At 70.2% G+C, this 25,280-nt stretch carries 24 protein-coding genes; 13 read left to right on the forward strand and 11 right to left on the reverse strand.

Translation table 11 applies throughout. From position 1 onward, the window contains the following. Positions 1-332: 332 nt before the first annotated feature. Positions 333-806 carry a MarR family winged helix-turn-helix transcriptional regulator gene (locus HD557_RS27585; protein WP_008355225.1) on the forward strand — a complete coding sequence of 158 codons (474 nt, stop codon included), beginning with the start codon at positions 333-335 and terminating at the stop codon, positions 804-806. Between the two features lie 19 nt (positions 807-825). Here the strand turns inward: HD557_RS27585 and HD557_RS27590 are convergent, their stop codons facing one another. Beyond that, complete coding sequence (locus HD557_RS27590) at positions 826-1,512, reverse strand: CE1759 family FMN reductase (protein ID WP_231380485.1); 687 nt, start codon at positions 1,510-1,512, stop codon at positions 826-828. After that, on the reverse strand, positions 1,512-2,699 hold the full coding sequence (locus HD557_RS27595) for a CE1758 family FMN-dependent luciferase-like monooxygenase (RefSeq protein ID WP_196876203.1): 1,188 nt from the start codon (positions 2,697-2,699) through the stop codon (positions 1,512-1,514). The genes HD557_RS27590 and HD557_RS27595 overlap by 1 nt, the downstream gene beginning before the upstream one ends. Before the next feature lie 135 nt (positions 2,700-2,834). Here HD557_RS27595 and HD557_RS27600 point away from each other — a divergent pair, with 135 nt between their 5' ends. Genes HD557_RS27600 through HD557_RS27610 form a run of 3 tightly spaced genes read left to right on the forward strand, consistent with a single transcriptional unit; the run spans position 2,835 to position 4,001 of the window. Beyond that, the gene (locus tag HD557_RS27600) at positions 2,835-3,152 is read left to right on the forward strand and encodes a GNAT family N-acetyltransferase (protein ID WP_008355219.1); all 318 of its coding nucleotides are present in this window, start codon (positions 2,835-2,837) and stop codon (positions 3,150-3,152) included. Between the two features lie 2 nt (positions 3,153-3,154). Next, the gene (locus tag HD557_RS27605; RefSeq protein ID WP_008355218.1) at positions 3,155-3,391 is read left to right on the forward strand and encodes a (4Fe-4S)-binding protein; all 237 of its coding nucleotides are present in this window, start codon (positions 3,155-3,157) and stop codon (positions 3,389-3,391) included. A 55-nt stretch (positions 3,392-3,446) separates the two neighbouring features. Beyond that, positions 3,447-4,001 (forward strand): hypothetical protein, encoded by a 555-nt coding sequence (locus HD557_RS27610; RefSeq protein WP_196876204.1) that lies wholly within the window; start codon positions 3,447-3,449, stop codon positions 3,999-4,001. A 62-nt stretch (positions 4,002-4,063) separates the two neighbouring features. Here the strand turns inward: HD557_RS27610 and HD557_RS27615 are convergent, their stop codons facing one another. Next, positions 4,064-4,816, reverse strand: coding sequence for an SDR family NAD(P)-dependent oxidoreductase (locus HD557_RS27615; RefSeq protein ID WP_040754820.1), 753 nt, complete (start codon positions 4,814-4,816; stop codon positions 4,064-4,066). Positions 4,817-4,974: 158 nt separating this feature from the next. On the opposite strand from HD557_RS27615, the gene HD557_RS27620 reads away from it, so the two are divergent. Beyond that, entirely contained in the window at positions 4,975-5,913 is a 939-nt protein-coding gene (locus tag HD557_RS27620) for an AraC family transcriptional regulator (RefSeq protein WP_307785726.1), read from the forward strand. Between the two features lie 22 nt (positions 5,914-5,935). Then, the gene (locus HD557_RS27625) at positions 5,936-7,258 is read left to right on the forward strand and encodes a serine/threonine-protein kinase (protein ID WP_196876206.1); all 1,323 of its coding nucleotides are present in this window, start codon (positions 5,936-5,938) and stop codon (positions 7,256-7,258) included. Here the strand turns inward: HD557_RS27625 and HD557_RS27630 are convergent. Further along, entirely contained in the window at positions 7,255-7,683 is a 429-nt protein-coding gene (locus tag HD557_RS27630) for an anthrone oxygenase family protein (RefSeq protein ID WP_196876207.1), read from the reverse strand. The two genes, HD557_RS27625 and HD557_RS27630, sit on opposite strands and share 4 nt — an antisense overlap. Continuing rightward, positions 7,680-8,468 (reverse strand): NAD(P)H-binding protein, encoded by a 789-nt coding sequence (locus HD557_RS27635; RefSeq protein WP_196876208.1) that lies wholly within the window; start codon positions 8,466-8,468, stop codon positions 7,680-7,682. Before HD557_RS27635 ends, HD557_RS27630 begins: the two co-directional genes overlap by 4 nt. Before the next feature lie 73 nt (positions 8,469-8,541). On the opposite strand from HD557_RS27635, the gene HD557_RS27640 reads away from it, so the two are divergent. Next, positions 8,542-9,453: an AraC family transcriptional regulator gene (locus HD557_RS27640; RefSeq protein WP_196876209.1), complete on the forward strand. Its 912-nt coding sequence runs from the start codon at positions 8,542-8,544 to the stop codon at positions 9,451-9,453. Between the two features lie 3 nt (positions 9,454-9,456). On the opposite strand, the gene HD557_RS27645 is transcribed toward HD557_RS27640, so the two are convergent. Beyond that, positions 9,457-10,683 carry a TerC family protein gene (locus tag HD557_RS27645; RefSeq protein WP_008355202.1) on the reverse strand — a complete coding sequence of 409 codons (1,227 nt, stop codon included), beginning with the start codon at positions 10,681-10,683 and terminating at the stop codon, positions 9,457-9,459. Positions 10,684-10,730: 47 nt separating this feature from the next. Then, entirely contained in the window at positions 10,731-11,351 is a 621-nt protein-coding gene (locus tag HD557_RS27650) for a TetR/AcrR family transcriptional regulator (RefSeq protein WP_008355201.1), read from the reverse strand. 61 nt (positions 11,352-11,412) lie between these two features. Between HD557_RS27650 and HD557_RS27655 the strand changes: the two genes are divergently transcribed. Together HD557_RS27655 and HD557_RS27660 are read left to right on the forward strand one after the other, a co-directional pair. Next, positions 11,413-14,106 carry an MMPL family transporter gene (locus HD557_RS27655; protein WP_196876210.1) on the forward strand — a complete coding sequence of 898 codons (2,694 nt, stop codon included), beginning with the start codon at positions 11,413-11,415 and terminating at the stop codon, positions 14,104-14,106. After that, positions 14,103-16,196 (forward strand): YhgE/Pip domain-containing protein, encoded by a 2,094-nt coding sequence (locus HD557_RS27660; protein WP_196876211.1) that lies wholly within the window; start codon positions 14,103-14,105, stop codon positions 16,194-16,196. Before HD557_RS27655 ends, HD557_RS27660 begins: the two co-directional genes overlap by 4 nt. 111 nt (positions 16,197-16,307) lie before the next feature. Here HD557_RS27660 and HD557_RS27665 read toward each other — a convergent pair whose 3' ends face one another. Further along, complete coding sequence (locus HD557_RS27665) at positions 16,308-17,000, reverse strand: nitroreductase (protein WP_008355195.1); 693 nt, start codon at positions 16,998-17,000, stop codon at positions 16,308-16,310. A 217-nt stretch (positions 17,001-17,217) separates the two neighbouring features. Here HD557_RS27665 and HD557_RS27670 point away from each other — a divergent pair, with 217 nt between their 5' ends. The 3 genes from HD557_RS27670 (at position 17,218) to HD557_RS27680 (ending at position 20,180) form a co-directional block, all read left to right on the forward strand. Then, on the forward strand, positions 17,218-18,105 hold the full coding sequence (locus HD557_RS27670; protein WP_008355193.1) for a hypothetical protein: 888 nt from the start codon (positions 17,218-17,220) through the stop codon (positions 18,103-18,105). Positions 18,106-18,185: 80 nt separating this feature from the next. After that, positions 18,186-18,953 (forward strand): SDR family oxidoreductase, encoded by a 768-nt coding sequence (locus HD557_RS27675; RefSeq protein ID WP_196876213.1) that lies wholly within the window; start codon positions 18,186-18,188, stop codon positions 18,951-18,953. Positions 18,954-18,962: 9 nt separating this feature from the next. After that, positions 18,963-20,180 (forward strand): acetyl-CoA C-acetyltransferase, encoded by a 1,218-nt coding sequence (locus HD557_RS27680; protein ID WP_196876214.1) that lies wholly within the window; start codon positions 18,963-18,965, stop codon positions 20,178-20,180. 27 nt (positions 20,181-20,207) lie between these two features. On the opposite strand, the gene HD557_RS27685 is transcribed toward HD557_RS27680, so the two are convergent. Both HD557_RS27685 and HD557_RS27690 read right to left on the reverse strand, forming a co-directional pair. Then, complete coding sequence (locus tag HD557_RS27685; protein WP_008355188.1) at positions 20,208-20,459, reverse strand: type II toxin-antitoxin system RelE family toxin; 252 nt, start codon at positions 20,457-20,459, stop codon at positions 20,208-20,210. Next, on the reverse strand, positions 20,456-20,716 hold the full coding sequence (locus HD557_RS27690; protein ID WP_040754613.1) for a ribbon-helix-helix protein, CopG family: 261 nt from the start codon (positions 20,714-20,716) through the stop codon (positions 20,456-20,458). The genes HD557_RS27685 and HD557_RS27690 overlap by 4 nt, the downstream gene beginning before the upstream one ends. Before the next feature lie 83 nt (positions 20,717-20,799). Here HD557_RS27690 and HD557_RS27695 point away from each other — a divergent pair, with 83 nt between their 5' ends. After that, positions 20,800-22,392 (forward strand): cation:proton antiporter family protein, encoded by a 1,593-nt coding sequence (locus tag HD557_RS27695; protein WP_040754612.1) that lies wholly within the window; start codon positions 20,800-20,802, stop codon positions 22,390-22,392. A 51-nt stretch (positions 22,393-22,443) separates the two neighbouring features. Here the strand turns inward: HD557_RS27695 and HD557_RS27700 are convergent, their stop codons facing one another. Beyond that, the gene (locus HD557_RS27700) at positions 22,444-25,266 is read right to left on the reverse strand and encodes an FG-GAP-like repeat-containing protein (RefSeq protein WP_196876215.1); all 2,823 of its coding nucleotides are present in this window, start codon (positions 25,264-25,266) and stop codon (positions 22,444-22,446) included. Positions 25,267-25,280 lie beyond the last annotated feature (14 nt).

Below are 25,280 nucleotides of genomic sequence, written 5' to 3' on the forward strand. Positions count from 1 at the left end.
CTCGAATCTGGCCGAGGCGTCGGGTAGTGTGACCGACGAAGGAACCCGGAGTGTCGGACGTTTCTGCTGGTCGGAGGCAGAGACGCTGCGAGCCGAACCGAAGATGGACGAGATCGGCCGAGAGATCGGCCTACGCGATCTTGAACAGAAGGTTTGGGGTTCGAATCCCTACAGGCGCGCAGAACGTGAAAGGTAGTGAAAGGCCCCTGACCAGGCGAGAAGCCCGGTGAGGGGCCTTCTTCTTGTCTGCACCCTCCGCTGCCTCTCGTTATTACGTCAAGCAACTACACGCTAGCCTCGTTGGTATGGACGGTCGGCCAGCAGCTGGGGAGGTGGCTCCGCTGTCGCCCGAGGAGGAGACTGCCTGGCGTGCGCTGGGGCGGGCGGTCGTGGTGATTCCGCGGGTGCTCGACGCCGACCTCATGCAGTCGGAGGGCCTGAACCTCACCGAGTACACCGTGCTGATGAACCTGTCCGAGGCCCCCGAGCATTCGTTGCGCATGAGTGAGCTCGCCAACTACGTATCGATCTCGGTCAGTGGGCTGACGCGGGTCGTAGAGCGGTTGGAGCGGTCGGGTCTGGTCGAGCGGGTCCGTTCGACGGCGGACGGTCGCGGCCAGTTGGCGTGCTTGACCCCGGCCGGGCTGACGTGTCTCGAGAAGGCCTGGCCGGTGCATCTCGAGAGCGTGCGCCGCCACGTGATGGATCATCTCCAGGACGTCGATCTGGCCGCGTTCGCTGACGCGCTCGCGAGGATCGCTCAGGCCGAGGCCGGGCCGCCGGTTCGCCGCCGGTCGCCCCGCTGATCCTCGCGAACGAGCGTCGTCACGTCTCCTGTGCCCTGTCGCCGCCAGCCGCCAGGCGCATCAGGTCGGTGGAGAAGTCGACGTCGCTGATCGATTGAGGTGCGCCCTCGGCGTTGCCGCCGAACTGGTGTCGATGGCGGCCCCAGTTCTGCTCGGCGATCTGCGGGCCGGTCCCGTTGCGTACGAAGACGGCCAGCTCGCCGGCGGCTCGGGCGATCCGATCGCCGAGCTCTGGTGAGCTCCAGTCGTCGGGGGCGGCGTACAGGGATGTCGGCATCGGGATCGCCCGCAGGAACGCGAACAGTGGTCGGAGCTGCTCGTCGACGACCATGGCGTGCCGGTCAGTGCCTCCGGTGGCGGCCAGGATGACCGGCTTGGCGATGAGCAGATCGTTGTCGAGAAGGTCCACGAAGGACTTGAACAGTCCGCTGATCCCCGCCTTGTAGACCGGGGTGCTCGCGATGATCGCGTCGGCGTCGGCGAGGTTCTCGATGGCGGCGCTGACCTGTCGGCTCGGCATGCCTGAGACCAGCGCCTGGGCGACGTCGACCGCGATCGTCGACAGATCGATCGAACGGAACGTCGCCCGCAGGTCGTACGCGCTCAGGGCGTCGGCCGTGCGTTGGGCTGCTCGGTCGGCGAGGAGCCGGGTGGAGGACGGGTCGCTGACACCGGCGGTGAGGACCGCGATGGTCACCTCGCTCATCACAGGGCCGCCGGGAACTGTGCTGCGATGTTCGGGTCGCTGTCGTGGTAGGGGGAGGGGCCGGACAGGTTGTCGCCACGATTCGGGTTCGGCCGGGGCTGGCGGGGTTCGCCGTCGCCGTACTTGGCGGCGACCAACGAGGCATGGGTCGGTGCCTCGGGGACGCCGGGTGCGCGGCGCGCCGCCATCTCCTTGCGCAGGACCGGGACCACCTCGGTGCCGAGGATCTCGACCTGCTCCAGTGCGACCTCGACCGGGAGGCCGAGGCCGTCGACGGAGAAGAGTTGGCGCTGATAGTCGCCGAAGCCCTCCTGGAACGTCAGGGTCTTGTCGATGACCTCCTGGGGGCTGCCGACCGTCAGCGGCGTACCCGTCATCCAGTCCTCCAGCCTCGCTCCGCGGAAGATGGGGAAGGCCTCGAAGTACGGACGGAACCTCTCGACCGCGTCCTGCGACCGGCGGGCGATGAAGGCCTGGCCGCCGAGGCCGACGATCGCCTGCGCCGCGGTGCCGTGGCCGTAGTGCTCGAAGCGCTGGCGGTAGAGGTCGACGAGCGGTTTGAAGGCGAGATTGGGAGCGAGGATGTGGTTGGCGAAGAAGCCGTTGCCGTAGTACGCCGCCTGCTCGGCGATCTCCGGAGTCCGGATCGAGCCGTGCCAGACGAACGGCGGGACGTCGTCGAGAGGTCGCGGCGTCGCGGTGAACCCCTGCAGCGCGGTCCTGAACTTGCCCTCCCAGTCCACGACGTCCTCACGCCAGAGCCGGTGGAGGAGGTTGTAGTTCTCCAGCGCCAGGGCAACGCCCTGGCGGATGTCCTTCCCGAACCAGGGATAGACCGGGACGGTGTTGCCCCGCCCGAGCATCACGTCGAGCCGGCCGCCTGCGAGGTGCTGGAGCATCGCGTAGTCCTCGGCGACCTTGACGGGGTCGTTGGTCGTCATCAGTGTCACCGACGTGCTGAGGATGATCCGCTCCGTGAGTGCCGCGATGTGACCGAGCAGGGTCGTGGGCGAGGAGGGGATGAACGGCGGGTTGTGGTGCTCGCCGATGGCGAAGACGTCCAGGCCCACCTCGTCAGCTCGCTGCGCGATGCGGACGAGGTTGCGGATGCGCTCGGCCTCGCTCTGGGTGTAGCCGGTGGTCGGGTCGCGGGTGACGTCCCCGACGCTGAAGATCCCGAACTGCATGCGTGGTCCTAACGATGGAAGGGAGTCTGCAGCTAATCTACTTGTGCGTGCAAACAAATAGATAGTAGCGTTGCGGGTGCTGGCACGTCGGCGCGCTGACCGACACCGATCCGAGACTTCGAGCAAGGACACGAGATGACAGACATCGACCTCGAGGTCGTACATGCGCCTGAGCGCCTGCGCTACGAGGCGCGGGTGGATGGATCCGTGGTGGGGTTCGCGGAGTACATCCTCGCCACCGACCTGATCGTGTTCACCCACACCGAGGTCGACCCTGCGTACGAGGGGAAGGGCGTCGGCTCCGCGATCGCGAGGTTCGCGCTCGACGACGTCCGCGACGGCAGCCAGCGCAAGGTGATGCCGCTGTGCCCGTTCATCAAGGGCTGGATCGCGAACCACCGCGAGTACGTCCCGCTCGTGAAGCGTGTGCCCGCGTCGACGGCGAAGGACTGACCATGGCACGCAAGACCTACACCGGGCCAGTGGTCGACGTCTCCTTCGACGGGGATGTGTGCCAGCACGCGGCCGAGTGCGTACGTGGGATGCCCACCGTCTTCGACACCGCCGCGCGGCCGTGGATCGACCCGGCCCGCGCCGATTCGGAGGGGACCGCTCAGATCTTGCGAGACGTGATCGGGCGCTGCCCCTCCGGCGCACTTCTCGTTCTCGAGCATTCAGGAGAGGAATCATGAGTCACAGGATTTCCGGCATCGCGCCGGCGTACGGCGAGGTTCGGACGTGGTCGGCATGAAGATCACCGTGATCGGCCGCGGCAACATCGGCGGTGGACTGGCGGATCTGTGGGAGCGCGCCGGCCACGACGTGAACAGGCTCGGGCGGGCCGGTGGCGACGCCGGCGGCTCCGAAGCGGTTCTGCTCGCCGTACCGGGAGCCGCGGTGGAGGCAGCGCTGTCGTCGGTTGCCGGGCTCGAGGGCAAGACCGTGCTCGACGCCACCAACCTCTACGGCGGTGCCCGCCCGCCGGCCGGGTTCGCCTCCAACGCCGAGTACGTCAAGTCGGTCACCGGCGGGGCCACGGCCAAGGTGTTCAGCACCAATTTCGCCTCGCTGTTCGGCCGGGTCGCCGACGCCCGCGTACGACCGAGCAACCTGTGGTCCGGCGACGACCAGGCCGAGAGCGTCGTCGGTCAGCTGAGCCACGATGCCGGATACGAGGCGGTCCGTCTCGGCGACCTGAGCATGGCCGCCACCCAGGAGGGCCTCGCGGGTGCGATCTTCGCGATCTCGCAGTCCGGCCTCGGCGAGTTCGTCTACCGGATGGCTCCACCCGAACAGCTCTGACCTACGGGTCAGCCGTGGCGACCACGTCCAGGGCGTCGTCGGCGGAAGGATTCGTGACCCTCTCAGATCTGGTTCGCTCCGCCGTCGACATAGAGGTTCGAGCCGACGACATAGCTGCTCTGCTCCGAGGCCAGGAACGCCACCACGGCGGCAGCCTCCTCGGGCCGTCCCATGCGGCCCTTGGCCACGGTCGCTTCGACGTGCTCCTTGATGGCCCGGGCGGTCTCCTCGTCGCCGAAGGCCGCGGTGCCGCCAGGGGTCTCGATCCACGCCGGCGAGACCACGTTGACGCGGATGCCGCGGTGCTTGAGCTCGGCGGACCAGGTCCGGGCGAACGAGCGCAGTGCCGCTTTCGACGCTGCGTACGCACCGAACGCCTCCATGCCACGGTCGGCCGCCGTGGAGCCGATCAGGATGACCGAGGCGCCGTCGTTGAGCAGTGGGAGCGCCTTCTGGACCGTGAACAGGGTGCCACGGGTGTTGATCCCGAAGATCTGGTCGAAGTGCTCCTCGGTGGTCTCCTCCAACGTCACGAACGTGCCGACCGCCGCGTTCGCCACGAGCACGTCCAGACCTCTCCCGCGGGCTCGGACCGCGTCGTAGAGCCGGTCGAGGTCGGCCAGCTCGGAGATGTCGCCGGTCACGCCCGTCGCCCGCTCCGGTCCGATGGCCGTGACGGCCGCCTCCAGCTCTGCCTCTCGCCGCCCGGTGACGAAGACGTACGCTCCTTCGTCCGCCAGCCGCAGTGCGGTGGCGAGACCGATTCCGCTGCTGCCGCCGGTGACCACCGCGGTCTTGCCGTCCAACTGTCCGATGTGGCTCTTCTCCATCGCTTCTCTCTCGATTCGTGTGCAGGTGATCTACCTACGAGATCGATACTGCGTCCGCTTCGGAGTAATATCCATAATTCAGAGTCCGCCATTCTTTATCGATCGTCCAGGAGGCGCCCTCGATGATCGGCTTTCGGGATCCCGTGGCTGACGCGATCGGACTGCTCAGGCCCCACACGGTGATCGGCCCCAGCCTTCGGGCCGTCGGTGAGTGGGCGTTGAGCTTCGACGCGTTCCTGCACGTGCGGATCGGCGGCCTCGTACGCGGCGAGTGCTGGCTGATCCTCGACGGGCGCGAGCCGGTGCTCCTGCAGGAAGGTGACACCTTCATGCTGGGCAACCCGCCACCGTACGTCCTGGCGAGCTCGCCCGACGCCGGCCGGCGACCAGAGGAGGCGGAGGCGGTGTGGGCGGGCGCCGAGGACGGGTTCGTCCGGATCGGTCCGGAGTCCGAGGACGATCTCTACCTCTGCGCCGGACACATCGGGTTCGACGAGGAGAACGCGGCCCTGCTGACCAATCTCCTCCCGACGCTCGTGATCGTCCGGGCGGGCGATCCTCATGGAGCGCGGCTCGCGCAGCTGATCGAGCACCTGGCCACCGAGGTGGGGATGGTCGCCGCCGGCGGACCGCTGGTGCAGAACCACCTCGCGCAGGTCCTGCTCGTGCACATGCTGCGCGCTCACGCCGGTCAGGCCGGCTGGGCCCGTGGCTGGCTGGGCGCCCTGAACGACGACGGCATCGGGGCCGCCCTGCGCGCCGTACACTCGGACCTGGCCCACTCCTGGAGCCTTCAGGAGCTCGCCGACATCAGCCACATGTCGCGCTCCGCGTTCGCCCAGGCATTCAAGGCGCACGTCGGGGTTCCGCCCTTGGAGTACCTCATCAACTGGCGCATGAGCCTGGCTCGCGACGCCCTCGTTCGCGACACACTGTCGATCTCCGACCTCGCACGAGCCACCGGCTACCAGTCGGAGAGTGCGTTCAGCACCGCGTTCCGCCGCGTGGTCGGCTCATCGCCCTCCAAGTTCCGTGCCGAGGCCCGCCGGCGCGCAGTCAGCGGTACGCGCCAACCCGCCTGACGATCGCCCCCATAATGTCCCGGTGACCCTTCCCCAGACCCTCGGGCGCCTGCGCCAGGTCAAGCCCCTCGGTTCCGGCGGTTTCGCGGAAGTGTGGCTCTATCACGACCCGGATCTCGACTCGCCTGTCGCCGTGAAGGTGCTCAGTGCGCAGTGGACCCAGGCGGCCGACATCAGGGAGCGGTTCCTGCAGGAGGCCCGGTTCCTCCGGTCGGTCGACTCGAGCCACGTCGTGTCGGTGCATGACATCGGCGAGACTCCGGAGGGTGCGCCCTACTTCGTGATGGCGTACGCCGACGCGGGCAGCGTCGCGGAGCTGATCGCCCAGCACCCGCAGGGCATGCCGCCGCAGCTGGTGGCCGATCTGGTGGCCCAGGCCGCATCCGGTCTCGATGCGCTGCACGTGCGCTCGGTCATCCACCGCGACGTGAAGCCGGCCAACATCCTGCTGGCCGGCGGGTCCGACGGCAGGCTGCGTGCGATGGTCGCCGACCTCGGCGTCGCACGTGCCCTCGACCAGCACACCGAGGTGACCAGGCAGATCGGGACGCCCGCCTACATGGCGCCCGAGCAGTTCGACGAGACGCTGCCGATCGACCATCGTGCCGACGTACGCAGCCTGGGTGCTGTCGCGTGGGCGATGTTCGCCGGCCGCTCGCCCGCGCCGGCGCTGACGGTCGCCTCCCGGGTGCCCGAGCTCGGCTCGGTCGCGCCCGTGCCGGCCACGGTGTCGGCGGTGATCATGCGCGCCCTCGAGCCGCGGGCCGAGGACCGCTGGCCGGACGCGGGCAGCTTCGCCGCGGCACTCACCGCTGCCGCTGAGGGACGGGCGGTCGCCGTACCTCCTCCTGCGGATGCTCAGACCGTGCTCCGTTCGCCGGGTCCGACCCCGCAGCCGGCGCGTCGCCGGCGCAACGTCGCCCTCGTCGCGGCCGCCGTCGGTGCCGCGCTGGTGCTGGGCGGCGCCGCGACCTGGTTCGTGGTGCGTGGCGGCCCGGCCGAGGTGCCGGCCGACGGCGGGGAGACCGCTGCGGGGCAGCCGGTCAGCGGAGCGGAGACCGCGGCCGTACGGTTCGTCGACGCGCTCCAGGCCGGTGACTGCGAGGCCGCGGGTCTCTACATGCCCGACCTTGACGACCCGGCCGCCTGGGACTGCACCGATGACGCCAACGGTGGCGACGGCTTCTACTTCCACATCCTCGAAGACCTCGACGCCGGCGGTGAGAGGCGGGTCGAGGACCTCGGGGACGGGCTCTTCCGAGTGGTCTGGGTCGATCAGGGCTACGTCAACATGCAGCGCCAGGAGGACAGCCTGTTCAAGGTGCAGCAGGTCGTCTGCTGCTAGGTCCGGGCGACCGCGGGCAGGCTGAGCAGGACGAAGGCGCTGGTGGCGGTGAGGGTTCGCAGGGTGTGGAAGATCAGCCACGGCCTCTCGAACGCGGCCACGGTGCCGCCGTTCGCCAGGGCGTCGTTCAGCGGCAGGTTCGCTGCGAAGGTGATGACGACGGCGGCGACGGCCAGGCAGGCGGCGGTGACGGAGAGCGGCGTCCGGTGCCAGCCGAGGAGGATCAGGGCGAAGAGCGGGGCACCGAGGAAGAAGGCCAGGAATGCCGGGTTGACGATGACCGCGTTGAGCCGGTTCATGACCCGTGCGTAGACCTCGTCGGGCTGGCCGTGCAGCGCGGGCATGAACGCGACGAGGAAGGCGATGTAGATCCCGGCGGTGACGCCGTTGAGCAGCCTCGCGCTCGTGAGCAGGACCTCGCTCATCGCCGCTCACCCCTGTGGAGATCGTCGACGCTTCGCGCAGGGCGGCCCAGGACCGACTCGACGTCGCGGGTCACGTAGGCGTTGCGTCCGTCGAGCACCTCCTCGAAGAGGTACGCCAGTCCGGCCGCGTCCGCTGCCGGCAACCCCGCCGCGATCAGAGTCGCGATGTAGTCCTCGGTCGGCACGGAGCGGTAGGTGACGGTCGGCCCGCCGATGGCCTGGGCCGCCTCTTCGAAGGTGACCAGCCGTGGTCCGGTGAGGTCCAGGACCCGGCCGACGTAGCCGGGGTCGAGCAGGGCCGCGACGGCGACCGCGGCGATGTCGTCGACGTCGACGAACGGCTCGGCGGCGGTGTGCTCGACCATGGTGAGCGACCCGGCGGCCAGCTCGTTCGTGAACACACCCTCGGTGAAGTTCTGCAGGAAGAAGGCCGAGCGCAGGATCGTCCAGTCGGCGCCCGAGGCCATCATGGCCTTCTCGGCACGCTCGGCACCGTCCTCGCCGCGACCGGAGAGCAGCACCAGCCGCGTGCAGCCCGCGGCGACCGCCTCGGCGGCGAACGCGCCGATGATCTCGTCCGCGTCCGGCAGGCCGAGATCGGGCTGGAAGGTCAGGTAGGCCGACTCGCAGCCGGCGACGGCCTCGGCCCAGGTGGTCCGGTCGTGCCAGTCGAACCGCGGGGTGGAGTGTCGGGTGACGCCGCGTACGTCGTGGTCGAGGGCTCGGAGACGGTGGACGACGCGCTGGCCGGTCTTGCCGGTGGCGCCGGTGATGAGAGTTGTCATGCCTCTAATCTGCTCGGGTACGAGCGACGATGGAATACGTGCGACTCCAGACAGGATGCGTTATCGTCTCACCATGTCGTCGCTGGATCTGCTGCTGGACGGTCCGCGGGCCCAGCGCGCGTTCCTGTTGAAGGCCGTGTTCGCCGGGGAGTGGTCGATCACGACCGAGGACGAGGCGCCGCTCACGGTCATCGCGATCGCGCGCGGCGACGCGGTCTTCACCGGCGGAGAGGGGCCGCAGGAGGTGGGCGCCGGCGACGTGATCGTGTGCCGCGGGCCGGCGAAGTACGTCGTCGCCGACTCGGCCGATCGCCCCACCGACATCCGGATCCTTCCCGGCCAGGTCTGCATCGACCCGAGCGGGGCGCTGCTGGACGAGGAGCTGGCGCTGGGCGTACGCACCTGGGGAAACAGCCGCTCGCCGGACTCGACCGTGATGCTGATCGGCACCTACGAGCGCGAGACGTCGGTCGGCTCGCTGCTGCTCTCCCGGCTGCCGAGGAGTGTGGTGCTGCGCGGCTTCGACACCGCCGTCGTGGACCTGCTGTCGACGGAGCTGGCGCGGGACGAGGCCGGCCAGACGGCCCTGCTCGACCGGCTGCTCGACGTACTCGTGGTCAAGGCGGTGCGTGAGGTGCTCTCCGCCTCCCCGGCTCTTCCCGCCGACGACGCGGTGGCCGCGGTGCTGCGCGCGATGGAACAGCACCCCGAGCTGCCCTGGACGGTGGCGGGCCTCGGCGAACAGGTCGGCCTCTCCCGCGCCGCCCTGGCCCGGCGCTTCACCGAGCAGGTCGGCGAGCCGCCGCTGGCGTACCTGACCCGGTGGCGGCTCGCCCTGGCCGCCGACCTGCTGGTCGGCACCGACATGACCCTGTCGGCGATCGCTTCCCGGGTCGGCTACGCCAGCCCGTTCGCCCTCAGCGCTGCCTTCAAGCGCCTCCACGGCACCTCGCCGGCCACCTTCCGGAGCCGCCACGCCGCCTGACGGCTACTCCTCGCGGAGGATCTTCGGCGGTCCCGCGGGAGTGGCCTCGCCGCGGTCCACGGCGGCGGAATGACTGGCGAGAGCGCGTTCGAGCAGCTCCATGAGCGGGGTCTCCTCGCGGGCGATCTGCAGGTACTTCGGGCCGAGGGCGACGATGATGTCGCGCTCGGCGAGGAGGGCGTTGTGGATGCGCTCGCGCTCGGCGGGGTCGGCGGTGTACTCCGAGTCGAGGTAGGCGGCGGCGTGCCGGCGGGCGTTGGCGATGGCGTTCTTCGCGCGGCCGCGCTTGCTGAAGAGGGAGGCGACGATGGTGACGACGAGTACGCCGAGGATGACGCTCAGGGACAGGCCGGTGCTGATCTCGACGACGTGCACGGGATCGCCGTCGTTGACGAACGGGATGTTGTTCTCGTGGAGCGCGTGCAGGATCAGCTTCACGCCGATGAAGGCGAGGATCGCGGCCAGGCCGTAGGACAGGAAGATGAGCCGGTCGAGCAGGCCGTCGAGCAGGAAGTAGAGCTGGCGCAGGCCCAGCAGCGAGAACGCGGTCGCGGTGAAGACGAGATAGACGTTCTGGGTGAGGCCGAAGATCGCCGGGATGGAGTCGAGGGCGAAGAGGATGTCGGTGCCGCCGATGGCCACCATCACGAGCAGCATCGGGGTCAGGATGCGCTTGCCGTCCTCGACCGTGAAGAGCTTGTCGCCGTCGTAGTGCTCGCTGACGTGGAACAGCCGCCGGGCCAGCCGGACGACGAAGTTCTCCCCGTGGGAGTCGTCGTCGGGCTTCAGCATGTTGCCGGCCGTCATCAGCAGGATCAGCCCGAACAGGTAGAAGACCCAGGCGAAGGTGTTGATCAGCGCGGCGCCGACGAAGATGAATCCGGTGCGGGCGATCAGCGAGAACGTGATCCCGAAGAGGAGCACCTTCTGCTGGTCCTCGCGGGGCACCCGGAAGCTGGTCATGATGATCAGGAAGACGAACAGGTTGTCGACCGAGAGCGCCTTCTCGGTGATGTAGCCGGCGAAGTACTCCCCGCCCATCGTGCCGCCGCCGAAGACCAGCACGCCGATGCCGAACAGCAGCGCGATCGCGACGTAGATCGCCGACCACGTGGCCGCTTCCTTGAGCGTCGGCGTGTGGGCCTTGCGTACGTGGAAGATGTAGTCGAACCCGAGCAGACCGACGATCGCGACGACGGTGACCAGCCACACCCATGTCGGTGCGCCCATAGCGAGAACCCCCTGAGAGTCGACCCGAGAGTGGGATCTGCCTCAGCCTAGGCGGAGGTCCTCGGGATGGACAGCCCATCGATGATCTGCGGGAGCGCGTCGTCGAGAAGCCGGTCGGCCCGAGGGTCGTCGGGGTGGATCGTACGCATCGTGAGGCTGTGCAGGAACACACCCATCAGCGTCTGGGCGAGAAGGTCCGTCGGCATCGTGGACGTGCGGTCGAGGCGGTCGAGGGCGAGCCCGACGACCTCGACGAGCTGCTCGCTGAGCGTCGTGAACGTCGCCGAGATGATGTCCCGCGCGTCGGGGTCGCGCAGGCTCTGCAGCACGACCTCGCTCTGCAGGACGAACCAGCGGTCCTGCATGGGGCCGACGGCGTCGAAGGCGGCGCCGATCAGCGATCCGCTCGACTCCGCGTCGGTCTGCTCGCCGACGGCGGTGCGTACGGCCTCGATCAGCCTCTCGGACTCCTCCTTGAACGCCTCGAGGAGCACCTCGTCGACGGTGTTGAAGTTGGAGTAGAAGGCGCCCCGTGTGTAGCCCGCGGCGCTGACCAGGTCGTCGACGGTGACCCGGCGCGCACCCCGCTCGACGAAGACGTCGACGGCGGCGGCCAGCAGTCGCGCGCGGGTGTTCGTACGTCGTCGGGGGGCCTTCACCTCGGTCATGTAGCCATCCTCACATACCCGGAAGATACATTTTTGTATTGAATGCATTATTGTATCGAACATGTCCTCCTACCTCTACCGGCTCGGCCGCCTGGTCGCGCGCCGCGCCAAGACCGTGCTGGCGCTCTGGCTCCTGCTCGCCGTGCTGCTGGGTGCGCTGACCATCTCGCTCGGCGGCAAGCTGCAGGACGACTTCACGATCCCGGGCACCGAGTCCCAGCAGGGGCTGGATGCGCTCACCCAGCGCTTCCCGGAGGTCTCCGGGACCTCGGCCCAGCTCGTCTTCGTCGCTCCCGAGGGCGAGAAGATCGAGGACCACCGCACGGAGGTCCGGGAGGTGCTCGACGCGGTCGAGAAGGTCGACCACGTCGCGACGGTCACCGATCCTCTGGCGAAGGACAGCAGGACGGTCAGCGACAACGGCCGGGACGCACTGGCGACCGTGCAGTTCGACCTCGACCTGGACGAGCTCCCGGAGGGCGTGACCGAGGATCTGGAGAAGGCCGCGGAGCTGCCGTCGGGATCGTCGCTGGAGCTGCACGTCGGCGGCGATGCGTACTCCGTCACCGGGGTGCACGTCAGCGCGACCGAGGGGATCGGGGTCCTCATCGCCCTGCTGGTCCTGGCGATCACGTTCGGGTCGCTGCTGGCCGCCGGTCTGCCGATCCTGACCGCGCTGCTCGGGGTCGGGATCGCGATGGCGGGGATCTTCTCGGTCGCCTCGGTCACCGACATCTCGGCGACCACCCCGACCCTCGCGCTGATGATCGGTCTCGCAGTCGGGATCGACTACGCGCTGTTCGTGATCGCCCGGCACCGCAGCCAGCTCGCTCACGGCCTGGAGGTGGAGGAGTCGATCGCCCGGGCGGTCGCCACCGCCGGCAGCGCGGTCATCTTCGCGGGTGTCACGGTCATCATCGCGCTGTGCGGCCTCGTCGTCGCGGGCATCCCGTTCCTCGCGGTCATGGGGTACGCAGCGGCCTCGGCCGTCCTGGTCGCCGTGCTCGTCGCGCTCACCGCCGTGCCGGCGCTGCTCGCGCTCGCGGGTGAGCGGCTCCGGCCGAAGCCCGGGTCTCGGGCCCACCGGCGTGAGGCTGTCGCGGAGGGACGGCCTCACGCCACCACTCTCGGGGCGCGCTGGGTGCGGCTGGTGACCAAGGTGCCGGTCCTCACCGTCGTGGTCTCGCTGCTGGTCATCGCCGTCCTGGCGATCCCGGCGCGCGATCTCGCACTGGGCCTCAACGACAACGGCAGCGCCGATCCGGGGTCGGCTCCGCGGGAGACGTACGACCTGATCAGCCGTGACTTCGGGCCCGGCTACAACGCGCCGCTGTTCGTGACCGCGGACATCATCGACACCACCGACCCGATCGGGGTGATGGACTCCCTGGGCAAGGCGCTGGGCGGCTATGACGGGGTGCAGAAGGTCGCGCTGGCCACGCCGAACCGGACCGCCGACCTCGGGCTCGTGGTGATCTACCCGACCACCGAGAAGAGCGACCCCGCGACCGCCGCGCTGGTCAAGGAGATCCGCGCGGACTCGGCCGACCTGGAGAAGCGGTTCGGGATCGAGGACGTCCGGGTCACCGGGCAGACCGCGGTCGCGATCGATGTGAGCGCGCGGCTCTCCGGGGCGATCCTGCCCTTCGGGGCCGTCGTCGTCGGGCTCTCCCTGATCCTGCTGACGATCGTGTTCCGCTCGATCGCGGTCCCGCTGAAGGCGACGCTGGGCTACGTGCTGTCGGTGGCGGCCTCGTTCGGAGTGGTCGCCGCGGTCTTCGAGTGGGGCTGGGGCGCCGACCTGTTCAACGTCGCCAAGGTCGGGCCGGTGATCGCGTTCTTCCCGATCATCCTGATGGGCGTGCTCTTCGGGCTCGCGATGGACTACGAGGTGTTCCTGGTCTCCCGGATGCGGGAGGACTTCGTACACACCGGCGACGCCCGACGCTCCGTGGACACCGGGTTCGCCGCCAGCGCCCGCGTCGTCACCGCCGCCGCGGTCATCATGATCGGCGTCTTCGCGGCCTTCGTGCCCCACGGCGACCCGATCGTGAAGCCGATGGCTCTCGGTCTGACCGTGGGTGTCCTGGTGGACGCGTTCCTGGTGCGGATGACGCTGGTGCCGGCGGTGCTCGCCCTGCTCGGGCGGGGTGCCTGGTGGCTGCCGCGCTGGCTGGACCGGCGGCTGCCGGTCCTCGACATCGAGGGTGAGGCGCTCGTCCACCACCTCGAGCACGCCGACTACGTCGCAGCTCACGGCGAGGTCGCGGTGCGGGCGCACGAGGTCGAGGTGCCGGGGGCGCTCGCGCCGCTCACGCTCGACCTTCGCCCGGGCGGGCTCGGGATCGTCCACGGGTCCGACCCGGTGGCGCGCTCCGCTGCGCTCGCCGCGATCACCGGGCGGCTCGGGTTCTCCGGGCAGCTGGTCGTGCTCGACCGGCTGCTGCCGGAGGAGGCGGGAGCCGTCCGCGCCCGGGCCGCGCTCGTCGACGACGTCGCGGCCGCGCTCCGGCTCGGGGGTGCGCGCCGTGTCCCGGCGCTGGTCGCGATCGACAGCCCCACCACGCTCGACCCCGGTCAGCTCGCGGCCCTGTCCGCGCTGACCTCGCGGGGCACGACGGTGCTGCTCGGCATGCCGTCGCTGCCCGCCGTACCGCAGGTCGCGGACGCCCTCGCGTGCGCCGAGCCTGCCCGCGCGCTTCCTGCGCTCACCGACCCCGCGGCTTCGGCCGCCGATCTGGAGACAGTCCGATGACACGTACGAAATCATGGTGGGGCGCTCGCCGCCTGGTGGCCGCCGCGATCCTGCTGCCGGTCGTCGTGACGGCGCTCGCGCTCGTCGCGCTCGGCGACCGCACCGACAACCTCGACAAGGTCCCCGCCGCGGTGGTGAACCTCGACAAGCCGGTGACGACGGGGAGCGGGAAGGACAAGCAGACGATCTACGCCGGGCGGGCGCTCGCCGCGGACCTGGTCTCCTCCTCGGGCTCCGGCTCGTCCGGGCCGACGCTCGGCTGGGAGCTCACCGACGAGGAGGACGCGCGCTCCGGCTATGCGGACGGGAAGTACGCCGCGGTCATCACGATCCCGGAGGATCTCTCCAAGACGCTGTCGGGGGTGCAGGGCAGCGACCCGAGCGCCGGCCGGGTGACCGTGGAGGCGTCCGACGCCTCCAGCGAGGTCACCGCCGAGATCGCGCGGCAGGTCGCGCGGCAGTCCGCGTCGACCCTGGGACGTACGGTGACGACCACCTACCTCGACGGGGTCCGGGACGAGACCGGGAAGCTCAAGACCAGCCTGACCGACGCCGCCGATGGTGCCGATCAGCTCGCCGACGGCACTGCTGCCGCCGACTCGGGTGCGGGGAAGGTCGCCGACGGTGCCCGCGCGCTGAGCTCCGGTGCCTCCGGCGCCGCCGACGGCGCCTCGCAGGTCGCCGGTGGCCTCGACTCGCTCGCCGGCGGGACCGCCCGGCTGGAGTCGGGTGCGGGATCGCTGGCGACCGGCGCGGGCAAGGCGTCGAAGGGTGCGTCCTCGCTGTCGGCCGGCGCCGACGAGCTCAGCAGCGGGCTCGACCGGCTGGAGAGGTCGACCGCGGAGCTCCCGTCGCAGACCTCGGCGCTCGCCACCGGTGCCGCGCAGGTGTCGGAGGGTGTGGACGGCTACACCCAGCTCGCCAAGGGCTGGGCCCAGGCGTGCGCGAGCGACCCGCTGCTCGCGGCCTCCAAGCCGCAGCTGTGCGGCGCGACCGCGCAGGCGGTCGGCTCCGGAGGCGCGCAGGCCGACCAGCTCGCGGCCGGGGCGGACCAGGTGGCCTCGGGTGCCTCCGCGCTATCGCAGGCGGCCCCCGAGCTGGCCAGCGGGATCTCGTCGGCGGCGGACGGTGCCGGGAAGGTCGCGTCCGGGGCGTCCCGGCTCGCTTCGGCCAACGCGCGTGTGGCCTCCGGGGCGCGGGAGCTCTCCGCCGGTGTCGGTGAGGCGAACGACGGCGCCACCGAGCTGGCCTCCGGGGCCGACCGGCTGGCGTCGGGGACCAAGCAGCTCGAGGACGGCTCGGCGTCGCTGGCCACCGGGGCCGACGATCTCTCCTCCGGGACATCCTCGCTGAACGAAGGTGCCTCCTCGCTGGCGTCTGGTCTCGACGACGGCGCCTCGCAGATCGCGGTCCCCGGTGAGAAGCAGGCCGAGGTCGTCGCCGACCCGGTGCAGGTCTCGGTCGCGTCCGCGGCATCGACCTCGGGAGCGACCCGGCTGGCGCCGGCGGTGATCGCGCTGGCGCTGTGGCTCGGGGCGTTCGCCGTCTACCTGCTCCGTCCGGCCTTCCCCGCCAAGCGGCTGCGCGAGGCTCTCACGGCACGCCGGCTCGCCTTCGTCGGGCTGTGGCCGGCGGCCCTGATCGGACTGGTGCAGGCGGCGCTCCTCGTCGGAGCGGCCCGTCTTCTCGGCGCGGATCTCGCGGAGCCGGTCGCCACGGTCGGGGTCGCGGTCCTTGCTGCGGTGGTCTTCGTCGCGGTCCACCAGGCCGTCGTCGCGCTCGCCGGCCAGCGTCGCGGCTGGCTGATCTCGCTCGCCTTCCTCGCCCTGCAGCTGGTCTCCCTCGGCGGGCTGCTGCCGGTCGCCACGGCGTCCGCGCCGTTCGGTGCGCTCGCCGGCATCCTGCCGGTCCCGCTCGCCGCCGAGGCGTTGCGCGGGGTCGTGGTCGCGCAGAGCGGTGCCGCGGTCGGTGCGCCGGTCGGGGGACTGGTCCTCTGGCTCCTGCTCGCGGTGGCGGTCAGCATCTTCGCGGCGGGTCGGGCGCAGCGTACGTCTGTGGCGGAGATCCGCGGGGTTGCGGCGGCCTGCTGAGCGGGGGCCGCACGTGTAACACGTCGTTCGTAGCACTATCCGGTCGTTCTGATAGGGCGAGAAGTACTACGAACGACGTGTTACAGCTTGTCTACAGCTCGGCGCGACCGATCAGAGCGAGGTGTCGTGCAGCACGATGTGCTCGTCGAGCGGGGCGCGGCCCATCGCGACGCGGTTGACCGGGGCCTCGGGGTCGGCGGTGCCGAAGGAGATGCCGTAGAGCAGCTTGAGGTCGGCCGGGAGGCCGAGGTGGGCGCGGACGGCGTCGGCGAACAGGCCGTGCATGCCCTGCGGGACACCGTGGTAGCCGCGGGCGGTGAGGGAGAGCAGGAAGTTCTGGGCGTACATGCCGACGTCGTTGGCCGCGCGTACGACATCGCCGAGCTCCGGCACGAAGAGCAGGGCGACGTGGGGCGCACCGTAGAAGCGGAGGTTCTCGGCGACGGCCTTGGTGCGCCCGTCGGCGTCGTCGCGAGCGATGCCCATGGCGCCGTAGAGGGCGGCCCCGGCACGCTGCGACCGCTGGACGTGGACGCTGTCGTCGTCTCCGTACGTCGTGGTGAAGTCGGGGCTCATCTGGCCGGCCTCGAACGCCTTGAGCATCGCGTTGCTGAGCTGGTCGCGGGCCTCGCCGGAGAAGACGTGGACCTCCCAGGGCTGGGTGTTGCTGTGCGACGGGGCGCGCTGGGCGTCCTCGAGCACACCGCGGATGTCGTCGGCCGGCACCGGGTCGGGCAGGAAGGCCCGCGCGGAGCGGCGGGACCGGATCACGTCCGTGAAGTTGTCGACGGCGGTCGTGCTCACAGGAAGGGTTCCTCTCAGGTCTGCCGAGGACTGATGGCCTCGGTCCACTCCTGAGGCAATACGGAGGGACTCTCCGGTATTCCGAGGGTGGAGCGAACGTGGCCCATCACACATCTCCGGGGGCCTACCCGGTTCGGGTGATACCCGAGGGCCGGACGGAAGCCTTTACCGGGTCGCGTCGAAGACTCGAGGTCCGACCTATCTGAGGGGGAAACCCATGATCCGAAAGCTCGTCTGTGCCGTCGCGGCGGGGGTCGCCGCGGCGGCGCTCTGGTCGATGCCGGCCTCGGCTGCGCCGCTGCTGCAGCTCTCCGGCGCGATCTTCACCACCGACGTCTCCGGCGCGCCTGTCAACCTCAACCACTACGCCGCCAAGCAGGACGTCTACCTCAACGGTGGTCCCGGCATCAACGCGCCCGATGACGCCGCCGGCCTGCCTGCCGGGATCTACGCCTTCCAGGTGACCGACCCGTCCGGCAAGACGCTGCTCTCCACCGACGCCGTCGAGTGTCGCCTGGTCCAGGTCGACGACAGCGGCCGCTTCGTCAGCGTCGCACCCAGCGGCGGCTGCGCGCACGCGACCGGCACCGACGCGGAGGACGGCGGCATCACCGTTCAGCTGTTCCCCTACCTCGACACCCCGAACAACGGTGGCGAGTACAAGGTCTGGCTGACGCCGTACGCCGCGCTCGACTCCACCGCGCCCGGCAACCGGCACGGCTTCGTCCCGTCCGACAGCAAGACCGACAACTTCAAGGTCCGGGCCCGGGCGATCGTCGAGATCGACACCCGGTTCTCGCGGCACGGCGGGCCGTTCATCGACGGTCTGGCTGCCGAGTGGACCGACACCCTGGGTGCGCACAACGTGAAGTACTCCGAGTACAACCCGGCGGTCCTCGCGTTCCACGAGGCGCACGTCGAGGCCGCGGAGGCGGGGTTGCACAAGATCACCGTGAGTGACCAGGCCGGCTGCGAGATCGATGACGTGCACTACGCCGGGCAGACCTTCCTGCCCGACGCGAGCGGCTCGGTCACCGTTCCGGTGCTGGTCAAGAAGCACATGAGCGGAGAGCACACCTACTGGGTGGACGTGCACTGCGTCTGAGGCTTCTGCCTCTGACTCTCAACCGGTCACCGTGACCATCAACCTAGCATTTGCTTGGTAGGCGCTCTAGACTGCCGGACATGGCAGTCGAGATCGACTTCAGCGGCAAGGTGGTCGCGGTGACCGGTGGCGCCCGCGGGGTGGGCGCCGGGATCGTCGCGCGGTTCCTCGAGGCCGGCGCGGAGGTCGAGATCTGCGGCCGGACGGCTCCGGCCGAGCTGCCGGTGATCGACGGTCGCAAGCCGGTCTTCTCCCAGGTCGACGTCCGGGATCCCGAGCAGGTCGCGGCGTGGATCGCCGCCATCACCTCGCGGCTCGGGCGGCTCGACGTGGTCGTCAACAACGCCGGTGGCGCGCCCTACGCCGACTTCGTGACCGCGTCGCCGCGCTTCCACGAGAAGATCTCGGCGATCAACTTCCTGGCCACCGCCTACGTCTGCCAGGCGGCGTACGAGGCGCTGAAGGCCTCCCGCGGGTCCATCGTCAACATCAGCTCGATCTCGGCACGGCGGCCCAGCCCCGGGACCGCGGTCTACGGTGCCGCGAAGGCGGCCGTGGAGAGCCTGACCGGGTCGATCGCGGTCGAGTGGGCTCCGGACGTACGCGTCAACGCCATCTCCTGCGGGATCGTCGCCACCCCCGGGTCCGAGGACCACTACGGCAGCCCGGGGCAGCGGGCTGCGGTGGCCGCGACCATCCCGCGCGGCGTCTTCGGGACCCCCGAGGAGATCGGCGACGCCTGCCTGATGCTCGCCTCCCCGCTCGCCACGCACATCACCGGTGCGGTCCTCGCCGTCGACGGCGGCGGGGAGTGGCCCGCCTTCCTCCAGCACACCCCCAACTCCTGAGGAGAAAACGTGCCCGAAGCAGTCATCGTCTCTGCCGCCCGCTCGCCGATCGGCCGTGCCTTCAAGGGATCGCTGAAGGACCTGCGTCCCGACGAGCTGGCCGAGCAGATCGTACGCAGCGCCCTCTCCTCCGTTCCGGAGCTGGACCCGGCGCAGATCGACGACCTGATGATGGGCTGCGCCCAGCCCGCGGGGGAGCAGGGCTACAACATCGGCCGGGTCGTCGGCGTACGTCTGGGCCTGGACGCCGTGCCAGGCACCACCGTCCACCGCTACTGCGCCTCGTCGCTGCAGACCACCCGGATGGCCTTCCATGCGATCCGCGCCGGCGAGGGGGACGCGTTCGTCTCCGCCGGGGTCGAGTGCGTGTCGCGCTACGAGCGCGGCAAGGCCGACGGGATGCCGGACACGAAGGCCGAGGAGTTCCTCAAGGCGGGCGAGCGCGGTTCCGCGCGGGTGGCGGCGGGGACCGGCTGGACCGATCCTCGCGAGTCCGGCGAGCTGCCCGACTACCACCTGGCGATGGGTGAGACCGCCGAGAACGTCGCCGAGCTGTGCGGCGTCACCCGGGAGGCGCAGGACGCATGGGGCGTACGTTCCCAGAACCGCGCCGAGGCCGCCGCCGCCCGCGGCTTCTGGGAGCGCGACATCACCCCGGTGACGCTGCCGTCCGGCGAGGTCGTCTCCACCGACGACGGGCCCCGGGCCGGGGTGACCCTCGAGAAGGTCGCCGGGCTGGCGCCGGTGTTCCGGGAGAACGGCACCGTCACCGCCGGCAACTGCTGCCCGCTGAACGACGGCGCGGCCGCACTGGTGATCATAAGCGACACCCGCGCCGCCGAGCTCGGCATCACGCCGCTGGCCCGGATCGTCTCGACCGGGGTCTCCGGGCTCTCGCCCGAGATCATGGGCCTCGGGCCGGTCGACGCGTCCCGTCAGGCGCTCGCCCGCGCCGGGCTCTCGGCGTCCGACATCGACCTCGTGGAGATGAACGAGGCCTTCGCCGCCCAGGTGCTGCCCAGCATCGCCCAGATCGGTCTCGACCCCGAGCGGGTCAACGTCAACGGCGGCGCGATCGCCCTCGGCCACCCCTTCGGCTCCACCGGTGCCCGCCTCACCACCACGCTGCTCCACGGTCTGCAGGAGACCGGCGGCCGCTACGGCCTGGAGACGATGTGCGCCGCGGGTGGCCAGGGCATGGCGCTGGTCATCGAGCGGCTGTCCTGATCCCGCCGAATCGGTAGAAGCGGCGGGTCAGACGCTCCGCCGGCCGAGGTGGATGACCGCGACAGTGATCCGGCGCTCCTCGACGACGTAGACGATCCGGTAGCGGCCGACGCGGAGGCGGTAGCGGTCCTTGCCCCAGGCGTAGGCACCGACATCGCGCGGGGTCTCGGCCAGGGTGTCGACGGTGTCGAAGACCTGGATCAGGCCGATCGGGTCGTCGTCGACGTACGCCTCGGCCGACTGCAACGCTTCGTCGGCCCAGACGACCTGATAGGTCACTCGCCGAGCGGGCGGTCGAGACCGAGGGCGCGGCGGGCCTCGGCGTGCGGGGTGTAGCGGACCTCGCCGAGCTCGCGGCGCAGCGAGTAGCGCGCGATGGCGAGATCGTCCTCGAGGTCCTCGATGCGCCGGTCGTGGTCGTTGAGGTAGGCCCGGATGGCCTCGCGGGCGATCTCCTGCTTGGACCGGTTCTCCGTCCGGGCGCGGTCGGTCAGCAGCCGGTCGTCGGCCTCGCTGAGTCGCAGAGTCATAGCCATGGACCCAGCGTAACCCGAAGTGGTATCACGCGGTATCGTACGTGCGTCGGAACGTCGAGTTTCAGCCTGGGGGATATCCGAACATGTCGCTGACCGCGCTCTATCTGCTCGTCGCACTGGGAGCGGGGCTGGTCGCGATGTTCCTCCGGCTCCCGCCGCTGGTCGGCTTCCTGGCGGCCGGGTTCGGGCTGCACGCCGCCGGCGTCGGCGAGCTGGAGGGCCTGCACACGCTGGCCGACCTGGGCGTCACGCTGCTCCTGTTCGGCATCGGCCTCAAGCTCGACGTGAGGTCGCTGCTCCGGCCCGACGTGTGGCTGAGCACCTTCGCCCACCTCGGTTTCAGCGTGATCATCGGCGTCGGGCTGCTGGCCGGCATCGCGCCGCTCGGCTTCGCGCTCCTCGCCGACGCCGACCTGGGCGAGATGGCGCTGATCGCGTTCGTCCTCTCCTTCTCGAGCACCGTGTTCGCGATCAAGGTCCTCGACGAGCGCCACGACAACAACACCCTCTACGGCCGGATCGCCATCGGTGTGCTGGTCATGCAGGACATCGTCGCGGTCGCGTTCCTGACGATCTCCAAGGGTCACTGGCCCTCGCCGTGGGTCTTCGCGCTGGTGCTGCTCCTCCCCGGCGCCTGGCTCGCCCACCGCATCTGGGACCGGATCACCTCCGCCGAGCTGACCGCTCTGTTCGGCCTGGCGATCGCGCTCGTGCCGGGTTACTGGCTCTTCGAGACCGTGGGGCTCAAGGGCGACCTCGGGGCACTGGTCGTCGGCGTACTCCTCGGGTCGCACGCGAAGGCGCCGGCCCTGGCCAAGCTGCTGTTCAGCACCAAGGAGCTCTTCCTCATCGCGTTCTTCCTGAGCATCGGGCTGACCGGGGTGCCCTCGCTGGAGGACCTGGCGCTGGCCTCCGTGCTGCAGATCCTGCTGCCGCTGCAGGCCGCGGCGTACGTCGTGATCTTCACCGTCATGGGGCTGCGCTACCGCACCGCGACGCTGGCCTCGTTCACGCTGACCAACTACTCCGAGTTCGGGCTGATCGTGATCGTCATCGCCTCGGCGACCGGGCTGGCCTCGGCGCAGTGGCAGACCGTGCTCGCGGTCGCGACCTCGCTCTCGTTCCTGGTGGCCGCCGTCTTCAACGCGTACGCCGCTAAGCTCATCAACCTGCTCAACCGCCTGCTGCCGGAGCGGAGGCCGGAGCGGCTCCAGGAGGCCGACCGGCCGATCAACCTGGGCGACGCCAAGGCGCTGGTGGTCGGGATGGGCCGGGTGGGACGTACGACCTACGAGGAGCTGCGCGACACCCAGGGCTACCACGTGCTGGCGGTCGAGCACGACTCGCTGCGGGCGGCCTCGCTCAAGGAGGAGGGCTTCGACGTCGTCGAGGCCGACGCCACCGACCAGGACTTCTGGGAGCGGGTCAAGAAGGGCGCCGGCATGGAGCTGGTCGTCCTCACGATGCCCTTCCACGGCGACAACCTGCTCGCCATGGACCTGCTCCGCAAGCTCGGGTTCAAGGGCACGGTCGCCGCCATCGCGCTGCGCCCCGAGGAGCGCGACGAGCTCAAGAAGCGCGGCGCCCACGCCGTCCTGAACCTGTACGCCTCGGCCGGCTCCGATCTCGCCGAGAAGGCGCTTCGGGTCAACCAGGAACGCCAGCTCTCCGCGTGAGCTGTGAAGCCGAGAGTGACCCAGGGGCCACTCTCGGCTTCACGGCTCGGGTCAGCCCAGCAGGTTGTAGCCCGACAGCGCACCCAGGTAGGTGCGGGTCACGCCGGTGCCGGCGCTGTTGCGCTCCAGCGCGTAGATGTAACTACCCGACCGCACGATCAGGTCGCCGCCCGAGGAGGCCCGCAGATCGCGTACGCCGAGCACCGCGTCATAGCCGGACAGGTTGATCGACAGGGTCTGCGTGGAGACCAGGCCGCCGGGCCCGTTGCTCTCGTGGACGACCGTGCTGGTGCCGTTGACGAAGAGCACGTCGGGGGTGTTGCTGCTGTTCCAGCGCCCGACGCCGACCAGGCGGGTGCCCGCTGCCGAGGTGCGCATCACGATCGAGGCGCCGACCTGGGTCGAGCCCTTGCCCGGCCACAGCTTGATCGTGCCACCGGAGACGCGGCCCATCAGGTCCGGATAGCCGTCGCCGGTGACGTCGCCGACCGCGTCGATGACGCTGACCGTGCCGAGCCCGGTCGCGATCGTGACGGGGCTGGCGAACTTGCCGGTGCCGTAGCCGCGGTAGAGGCGTACGGAACCGTCGGACATCTTGGCCAGGAAGTCGCCCTTGCCGTCGCGGTTCCAGTCGCCGGCGTTCATCAGCGCGGTGGCGCTCGTCAGGGTGATACCGCTGTCGACCGGCGCGGCCAGGCTGACCCGGCCGCTGTTCGGCTTGACGTAGAGCGTCGAGCCGGACTTCAGCACCAGGTCAGGAAGGCTGTTGCCGACGAGGTTGACCGCGCCGACGAGGGTGCGGTTGACGTCCGCGTACGGCCCCAGCGGCTTGCCGAAGCCCGAGCCGGAGGCCGGGTAGATCCACCCGCGGTTGGACGAGTCCCGGCCGATCAGGTCGCCGCGGCCGTCGCCGGTGAAGTCGCCGTAGCCGCTGAGCTGGACCAGCGAGGACCACGACGGGCTCTGGGTCGAGAGCTTGACCGGCGAGCCGAACGTGCCGGAGCCGGAACCCTTGAAGTAGTAGAGCGCACCGGACTTGCGGCCGATCAGGTCGCGCTTGCCGTCCTTGTTGACGTCACCGGTCGCGGCGAGCTTGTCGAAGCCGCTCAGCGAGCGCGTGCTGCCTGCCCGGGTGAACCCGCCGGAGCCGTTGCCGGTGTAGCGGACCAGGTAGCCCTTCGCGTTCTTGCCGACCAGGTCGTTGGCCGAGGTGCCGCCGATGTTGCCGGTCGCGGTGATCTTGGAGACGCCGGAGAACGTGCTCCTGCCGAGGTTCTTGAAGACCGCCGCGAAGGTGCCGTCGCCGCGGCCCTTGCGGATGCCGGCCGAGCCGTCGTCGCGGACCTGGATCAGGTCGGCCTTGCCGTCGCCGGTGATGTCCGGGGTGACCACGGCCTCGCGCACGGTGCTGCCGACCGTCGTGGACGTCCTGGTCGAGCTGAACCCGGCGAACCCGCCCGTACGCAGCGTGAAGATCCGGCCGTCGGACGCCCGTCGTGCCACGAAGTCGGAGTGGCTCGTGCCGGCGATGTGGGACTCCAGGTCGCGGCCGCTCCAGCTCTTCTGCAGGCTGGCGGCGAGCGTACGGATGTCGGGGAGCTTGGCCTGGAGGTTCGCGCCCGGGCACACGGTGGTGCCCGCGTCGCGGTGGCCGTTGATCGCGTGCGGGAAGACCGTCTTGGTGCCGTCGGTCTTGGTCAGGGTCACGTTGGTGGCGTTGGCGGTGACGCCGTGGAGCGAGAGCTTCCAGGCGTAGAGAGAGCCGTACGCCTGGATCATCGCGTCCGTGGGCTGGTTTTGCGTCGCGCCGGTGTCGTCAGGGCAGCCGGCCGCGACCGTGTCGAAGCAGCCGAGCGCGGACGCACCGAAGCTGTCGTAGTTGTAGCCGCTGGTGTGGGCGCCCTCGACCGGCAGCGCGACGCCGCCGTGGCGGCCCTCCCAGATGCGGCCGAACTTGTCGACGAAGAAGTTGTAGCCGACGTCGCGGTAGCCGCGGGTCTTCACGTGGAACTCGTAGACGCCCTGGATGATGCTGGGGACGTCGGTCTCGGTGTAGTCGTTGGTGCCCGCGGTGTGGTGGACGAAACCGCCGTGGATCTGGCGGTAGCTCGGGGCCGTCTGCTCGCGGATCGTCTCGTCGGCGCCCCACTGCGCACGGCTGTAGATCGTCGGGCTCGAGGTGTAGGTGGACGCGACCAGGTTGAGGTCGGAGTCCTTGCTGCCGGCGTGGACGCTGGTCGCCCGGGGCTTGTCCTTGTCGGTCTCGATCTCGGGGAGCTCCTCGACCGTGTCCTCAGGCTTCCCTGGCTCGATCACCGCGAGCTCGAGGTCGCCGGGGATCTCGGCGGCGTTGGGGACGATGATCCGGGTCTGCACCTGGTCGACGTGCCCGGCCAGGAACTCGTCGGTGCCCGGGCGGACCCCCTTGGCTTCCGCGGTGCCGGCGTCCGGACCGTGGTCCTCGACATCGACGACCATCGGGCTCCACGAGGACCACACGCCGTCCTTCAGGGTGCGGACCTCGGGGCGTACGCCGTCGGCGATCTCGCCGGACCAGGTCACGCCGACGACGCCGAAGCCGGTGACGTCCTGCGGGTCGCTCTTGATGACGTCGGTGCGGGGCTTGTCGACCTTCGTCGCGTGCTCGGTCGCCTTGCCGGTCGAGGTGGTCAGTGCGACCTCCTCGAGGTGGGACTCGACCGGGCCGGCGGGAAGGGTGGACGGCTCCCGGTTCGCGGCGTCGAACGCGGCCAGCGGGCCGGACGTGGTCGGCTCGGCGGTGGCGGAGTTCAGCGTCAGCGGGATCGCGACTGCGGCCACGCCGAGAACGAGGGTGGTGCCGGAGATGGACGCGATCTTGGCGCGTCGGGGCATCGAAGGCCTCCGTG

This window comes from Nocardioides luteus (assembly GCF_015752315.1).
Lineage (GTDB): Bacteria > Actinomycetota > Actinomycetes > Propionibacteriales > Nocardioidaceae > Nocardioides.